This window comes from Providencia sp. JGM181 (assembly GCF_018257375.1).
Taxonomy (GTDB): Bacteria; Pseudomonadota; Gammaproteobacteria; order Enterobacterales; family Enterobacteriaceae; genus Providencia; species Providencia lanzhouensis.
This window is the reverse complement of the sequence record NZ_JAERJY010000022.1, coordinates 1-7,001: the sequence shown is the minus strand read 5'-3', so window position 1 is coordinate 7,001 and position 7,001 is coordinate 1. Positions and strand designations below refer to the sequence as shown.

5 protein-coding genes and 1 tRNA gene are annotated in these 7,001 nt (G+C 44.5%); 3 read left to right on the top strand and 3 right to left on the bottom strand.

Translation table 11 applies throughout. From position 1 onward, the window contains the following. Window positions 1–343: 343 nt before the first annotated feature. Window positions 344–1,855 (bottom strand): leucyl aminopeptidase, encoded by a 1,512-nt coding sequence (pepA, locus tag JK188_RS05100; protein WP_036949149.1) that lies wholly within the window; start codon window positions 1,853–1,855, stop codon window positions 344–346. A 276-nt stretch (window positions 1,856–2,131) separates the two neighbouring features. Here pepA and lptF point away from each other — a divergent pair, with 276 nt between their 5' ends. Then, on the top strand, window positions 2,132–3,229 hold the full coding sequence (gene lptF / locus JK188_RS05095; protein ID WP_108478846.1) for an LPS export ABC transporter permease LptF: 1,098 nt from the start codon (window positions 2,132–2,134) through the stop codon (window positions 3,227–3,229). Beyond that, on the top strand, window positions 3,229–4,305 hold the full coding sequence (gene lptG / locus JK188_RS05090) for an LPS export ABC transporter permease LptG (RefSeq protein ID WP_211886897.1): 1,077 nt from the start codon (window positions 3,229–3,231) through the stop codon (window positions 4,303–4,305). The genes lptF and lptG overlap by 1 nt, the downstream gene beginning before the upstream one ends. 92 nt (window positions 4,306–4,397) lie before the next feature. Here lptG and JK188_RS05085 read toward each other — a convergent pair whose 3' ends face one another. Both JK188_RS05085 and ampH read right to left on the bottom strand, forming a co-directional pair. Beyond that, window positions 4,398–4,910, bottom strand: coding sequence for a hypothetical protein (locus JK188_RS05085; RefSeq protein ID WP_211886898.1), 513 nt, complete (start codon window positions 4,908–4,910; stop codon window positions 4,398–4,400). Between the two features lie 241 nt (window positions 4,911–5,151). Further along, a complete protein-coding gene (gene ampH, locus JK188_RS05080; protein ID WP_211886900.1) occupies window positions 5,152–6,378 on the bottom strand; it encodes a D-alanyl-D-alanine-carboxypeptidase/endopeptidase AmpH in 1,227 nt (408 codons plus the stop codon). Between the two features lie 419 nt (window positions 6,379–6,797). Here ampH and JK188_RS05075 point away from each other — a divergent pair. Next, window positions 6,798–6,882, top strand: a tRNA-Leu gene (locus tag JK188_RS05075). Window positions 6,883–7,001: the final 119 nt, after the last annotated feature.

Here is a 7,001-nt window from a genome sequence, read left to right as displayed (position 1 = left end):
CTTATGTATGCTCCCAAGGTCTCAATCACTTGCCGCCTACCTACAAACTGAATTATCTAGGGTATAACCGTAAACTGTCATACTTCAATTTGTAGGGGTGTTGGCTGCGTTCTTTCGCTTCGGTCACATACTTATGTATGCTCCCAAGGTCGCAGCAAGATTAAATCTGTGTTGAATTATATACTTTTTTATAGCAGCCTCAAAATGGCTTAATGGACGTGTGTTCTGAGGCGTATAACTTGCTGATACCTATTGAAAAAACAATATCCCGAATCGCAGAGCCTGCTCATCGGGATATTATAATAACAACTTAATCAATGGCGATTTTTAATCGTAATCGAAATTACTCGTCACCATTTAAGCCAGCGCGGTTCAGTAAGAACTGAGCTAACATAGAAACCGGACGACCGGTTGCTCCTTTAGCTTTGCCTGAACGCCATGCAGTACCTGCGATATCCAAGTGCGCCCAGTTATATTTGCCCGTAAAGCGTGCTAAGAAGCAGCCTGCGGTAATAGCACCACCCGGACGACCACCCGTGTTCGCTAAATCAGCAAAATTAGAGCTGATTTGCTCATAGTATTCGTCAGCTAACGGTAAACGCCAAGCACGGTCACCAGCTTGCTCTGAAGCATTTAACAGCTCGTGAGCTAGTGGGTTGTGGTTGGACATTAAACCAGTGTAGTGGCTACCTAAGGCAATTACACATGCGCCTGTTAATGTGGCGATATCGATAACCAGTTCTGGATCGAAACGCTCAACGTAAGTCAGGGTATCACACAGGACTAAACGACCTTCCGCATCCGTGTTTAACACTTCAACAGTTTGACCAGACATCGTGGTTAGGACGTCACCTGGACGATATGCGTGTCCACCCGGCATGTTTTCACAGCCAGCCAGTACACCGACGACGTTAATTGGCAGTTGTAGATCAGTGATAAAGCGCATGACGCCGTAAACGGTCGCGGCACCGCACATGTCGTATTTCATCTCATCCATGCCATCAGCTGGCTTGATAGAAATACCGCCTGAGTCGAAGGTTAAACCTTTACCGACCAGTACAATTGGTTTGCACTCTGGATCTGGGTTGCCTTTGTACTCCATGATGGACATCAGAGATTCGTTCTGAGAACCTTGACCCACTGCTAAGTACGCGTTCATGCCCAGCTCTTTCATTTGCTCTTCGCCGATCACGCGAGTAGTCAGTTTGCTGTCAGAAATGTCTGCCAGTTGGCGAGCTTGTGACGCTAAATAGCCAGCGTTACAGATATTTGGTGGCATGTTACCCAAATCTTTAGCCGCTTTAACGCCAGAGGCGATAGCTAAACCGTGGGCGATAGCACGTTCACCGCTGGTCAGTTCACGGCGCGTTGGTACATTGAAGACCAGTTTACGCAGTGGACGGCGGTGTTCAGTTTTGTTGCTTTTCAGCTGGTCGAAGACATACAGGGATTCTTTCGCTGTCTCAACGGCTTGGCGAACTTTCCAGTAGTTATTGCGACCTTTTACATGTAACTCAGTCAAGAAACAAACGGCTTCCATTGAGCCAGTTTCATTCAGAGTACTAATAGTCTTCTGAATGATTTGTTTGAATTGACGCTCATCGAGTTCACGTTCTTTACCGCAACCGATCAGTAAAATACGCTCAGATAGAACGTTAGGCACATGATGCAGCAGCAAGGATTGACCTACTTTACCTTCAAGCTCACCGCGGCGCAGCAGGGCGCTGATATATCCGTCACTAATTTTGTCCAGCTGTTCAGCGATAGGGGACAGACGGCGTGGTTCAAAGACTCCGACAACGATACAAGCACTACGTTGTTTTTCCGGGCTACCACTTTTTACACTAAACTCCATGCGTTCTCCTGAATCTTAAAGACAAAGGTCGATGCTCCAGTTAAAATTAGCCTTTCGCATGATCTGGCTTATAGAGAATGAACTCTTTGTGTTAAATTGAGCAAATACCTAGTTTCGCTTATATTAAGCATATTCCGATATAGCACTTAGTATAGATAATGCTTTTATATCATTCTAGCCAAACAATAAACCAGAGTATATTTTAGTAAATGGCTGTCATAGAACGAACTTAGCCATTTTCATCCCAAAAGACAAGTTTTCACAGGCGTAATAAGCGTGATCATTATTCGATATTTGGTTCGGGAAACCCTGAAAAGCCAGCTGGCGATACTTTTTGTCCTGCTGCTTATCTTTTTTAGTCAAAAGTCCATCGACATCTTAGGTGCCGCTGTTCAGGGGAATATTCCTTCGAATTTAGTTCTTCCGTTATTAGGATTGGGTGTGCCGGAGATGGCGCAACTTATCTTACCTTTGAGCCTATTCCTTGGGCTATTGATGACTTACAGCAAATTGTACACAGAAAGCGAAATTACTGTGATGCATGCCTGCGGCCTAGGTAAAAGTGTGCTTGTGAAAGCGGCACTGGTACTTGCTGCATTAACCGCCTTAGTTGCTGTTGCCAATATTACTTGGATGTTGCCTTGGTCATCTCAGTATCAAGAACAAGTTTTGGCGGATGCAAAAGCCAACCCCGGTTTAGCGGCGATGGTGGAAGGGCAGTTTAAAACCACTAAAGATGGCAACTTTGTGTTGTACATCGGCGAAGTCAAAGGCAATGATTTTAAAAATGTTTTCTTAGCTCAGTTGCGTACAGCCAATGAGCAGCGTCCTTCCGTTGTGGTCGCGGATAGCGGTTATATGAAAGAAGACGAATATGGTCGCCAGATGGTGGTGCTAGACCAAGGTACTCGCTACGAAGGCACGGCAATGCTGAGAGATTTCCGCATCACTGACTTCGTAAATTACCAAGCCGTTGTTGACCATAAAGCCACGGATGTCAGTACGGATAAAGTGGAACAAAAAACCATGATGCAGCTGTGGAATGAGAGCAATCCTGAGGTCAATGCTGAATTCCACTGGCGTCTAACCATTGTGTTCTCTGTGGTGGTCATGGCGTTGATGGTGGTTCCTCTGAGTGAAGTCAACCCACGTCAAGGGCGCGTACTCAGTATGATCCCCGCGATGCTGCTGTACCTGATTTTCTTCTTATTACAAAGTACATTACGTAATAGCGCAGATAAGGGGGATGTCGACCCTAAATATGCAATGTGGGCGGTTAACTTCGGTTACTTGCTATTAGCAGTGATACTGAATTTATGGGATACCGTACCAATGCGCAAAGTGCGTGCTAAGTTGACCAGAGGGGTTGCCTGATGTTTGGTGTTTTAGATAGGTATATCGGTCGAACCATCCTCAATTCGATTTTGATGACGCTGTTTTTGTTGGTTTCGCTTTCAGGGATCATCAAGTTTGTCGAGCAGCTTCGCAAAGTGGGTGATGGTGATTACACGGCGATGAGCGCAGGGGTTTTCACCTTATTAACCGTTCCCAAAGATATCGATATTTTCTTCCCAATGGCGGCATTATTGGGCGCATTGCTGGGGTTAGGCGCGTTAGCTTCCCGCAGTGAGCTGGTGGTGATGCAAGCGTCGGGTTTTACCCGTTTGCAAATTGCGATGTCTGTGATGAAAACAGCGATTCCATTGGTTATCGTTACGATGGTCATGGGGGAGTGGATTGCACCTGCAGGCGAGCAGTGGGCGCGTAACTACCGTGCAGAGAAAATTGTTGGTAGTTCTTTGGTGGTTACGGATTCAGGTATGTGGGCAAAAGATGCTCATGATTTTATCTATATCCAGCGCATTAAAGATGCGAGCACCATCCAAGATGTTTCTATTTATCGCTTCGATGACCATCGCAAATTACAGTCTGTGATGTTTGCCGCTCGCGGAACTTATGATGCAGATAAAAAGCTGTGGGTGTTATCCCAAGTTCAAGAATCTATCTTGGGTAGCCAGCAAAAAATTACGGGTTCACAGCGTTTAACCTATGATTGGAAAACCAATTTAACGCCAGAGAAGTTAGGTATCGTTTCTCTGAATGCGGATTCGCTTTCGATTCGTGGCCTGTATCAGTACATCACCTATTTGAAAGAGAGTGGGCAAGTTGCTTCGGTTTATCAGCTGAGTATGTGGCAAAAAATTCTAGCACCACTTTCTGCGGCAGTCATGATGTTAATGGCGGTTTCCTTTATCTTCGGACCTCTGCGTACGGTTCCAATGGGTGTGCGTGTGATTTCAGGGATTGTGGGCGGCTTCTTGTTCTACATCTTAAACCAAGGCTTTGGTAACTGGAGTTTGGTCTATTCCATTCCGCCAGTACTTGCGGCAGCGCTGCCGAGTGTCTTGTTCTTGGGCGTGAGTATCTTCTTGTTAGTTAAACGAAAATAGTCCATTCCCTTTAAATTGAAAAAGGCTGTCGAATCGAATGATTTTACAGCCTTTTTTATTGCTGATGGCAACTCTCCACTTCAAGAATACACTCATTTTTTGCTGAAGATAAAATTACCGAAATTACTCAATATCGATTGAATTTTTCCTTGAGGCTTAAACAACACATACTTTGTCACTTTTTCTCCCTTGTAAAATTGAGAATTACCGAGAATGCCAATCACGTTTTTTCTACTTTTGTTGGCAATCTGTTGTGCATAAGAGAAAGCGCCGCCATTGGCACTGTATGCTTGTTCAATCTTGTAAGTATTTTTCCAGGTTGCTTGCCTGGTTGCTTGAATGAATGATTGCTTTGCTTCGTTTATGGTATCTGCGAGTAACTTTTTATACTCAGCCGTTGCTTCAATGTTCGGATTATCCGCTTTTTCATTCTTCAGTCTGGAAAGATCTATTTCGACATAGTCTGGTTTTTTAGGCTGTGGAAAGAGTTCTTGATGATTAAATACATTTCTGAGTTGCTGTACTAATTCAGAAATAGTGTTCCTTCCTGATTTTACGGAGCTGGGGCGCACTATGTTATGAGCGAAAAGCGGGATAATTTTCATCTTAGTTCCTTTGCTAATCATAAGTAATAAGGCCTAAGAGTAGCGAAAGGTCATCCTAAAATATTGCATAAAAAGCAGACGTCTATCAAAAAAAGCAGCCGTCTAACAAAAATAACAACGAATAAAAAACTGCCTGAAGGGCTCAGGCAGTTGTCACGATAAAGGTAAGTACGCGCACAAATCCGCGTTTTAGGGTAGGGGTATAACTCGCCAGTGCATTAATCGCGTCGGCGGTACCCTTTCAATTTTTCCCATACGCATGGTTAGATGATAATGAAGCAACCATATCATTCACACCAGCGGTCAACTTACTGAACTTACTACCATCTTTACGGGTCATCACTACGAATACCGCAATATTTTGCTGTGGGATCATCGCCATATAGGTATTAAATCCGCCGCCGCCGCCGGTTTTCTGGTAGATCCCCGGAATACCGTTTTTAGGCTTCATATACACCCAGCCAAGACCCAGTCCATCAGCATAACCTGCCACGTCCATCCCTTTGGCATCTAACAGCTTTTCACGGGGGAAGAAAATACCTTGTTCGCGGGCTGCGGTCGCTTTACGTAGGTTATTATCCGTGGATAAAAATTGCTGCATCCATTTTTGCATGTCTGCCGGAGTAGAATACACACCACCGCTTCCTGCTGCTGCAAGGGTGTTATGGCAAGGGCTTGGCTTGGTGCCTTCCATTAAACGGGCGCACTGACCTTTGCTTGGGGTGTAGGTGGTATCCGTCATTTTCGCCGGAGATGTCACGTATTTGCTGAACAATTGCGGGTATGACTGCCCCGTCGCTTTGACCATCGCATCAGCGAGTAAATCATAGGCGAGGTTGGAATAAGCGGCTTCAGTACCCGGTGTAAAATCGAGTTTACCGGTTTTCAGCCATGTCCAACGGTTCTCTTGGGTTGGCCAAATAAAGACAGGGCGACCCCATTTTCCACCCGGTTGTTCACGAGGCAAGCCACTGGTATGGCTCGCTAAATGATACAGTCGGATAGGTTGCCCGCTGTTGTTATCAGGCACGGTAACACCGTTGTAGCTGTATTGCTGTAGCGGGTCGGTGATCGCTAATTTTTTATCCTGCTCTAGCTTAATTAAGATTTCGCTGGTCATTAATTTGCTAACAGAAGCGATGCGGATTAGTGAGTTAGGGCCCGGTTTTTGTCCATTACCCGGCGCAGTTTCACCGTAATAGCGAGCGAGAGTTTGGTTGTTATCAATGACGATAATCGCCATGCCTCGGGCATTACTTTCGTTATAAATTCGATTCGCATACATATCGACGATTTTGGTGACACGCTCGTAAGTTCTTCTATCGCCTTCGAATATTTGCCACTCGGAGTTACCTGCAAGCATGCCACTTGGTGAGCTTTGCGCGGTTTTTTCTGTCGTTGAGGAACAGGCCATCAATGCCGCAGACAGTGCGGATACCGACAAAATTTTAAGAAACGTTTTCTTCATGTTTGAAGCCAGCCGATATGATTGTTTATAAAAGGCTTTTCAGCCAATATTTATTTTTTCTTTGAGAAAATTTTCATGACGACACCAATTAAGATGCCAATAACCAGACCAGTGGCTATCCATCCAACAAAGCCCATAAAATATGCCTTTATAATTTTACATAAGAGTGCGGATAAACTAACAAAAATTATGCTTTGTCGCCAGTCACCGAAGGGTTAAGACAATGAAAATACTCTTAGGAAAATTAGCATAGATATTCAAATGTTGTTGAACAGAACAGGGGATATTGCGCTTTTTATAGAAAGATTTTTTCAGGTGCTTTTTTTTTAATCGAACAATCTGATTGTTCAAGATAAATGTTGCCAGTCGGCATCAGGCAAGTATAATGGCAGCGTTTTCCAAGAAACACATCACTTCGTGCCGGAGTGGCGGAATTGGTAGACGCAGTTGATTCAAAATCAACCGCCTTCGGGTGTGCCGGTTCGAGTCCGGCCTTCGGCACCAAAAATCAGACGCTTAGAGCGTCTTTTTTTATGTCTGGAATTCGTGAATTGTTGGTTTTTTCCTTTGTTTTTTCATCTATCAAATTTAAGAATCAAGTAATTATTGTTAATGATGATAGA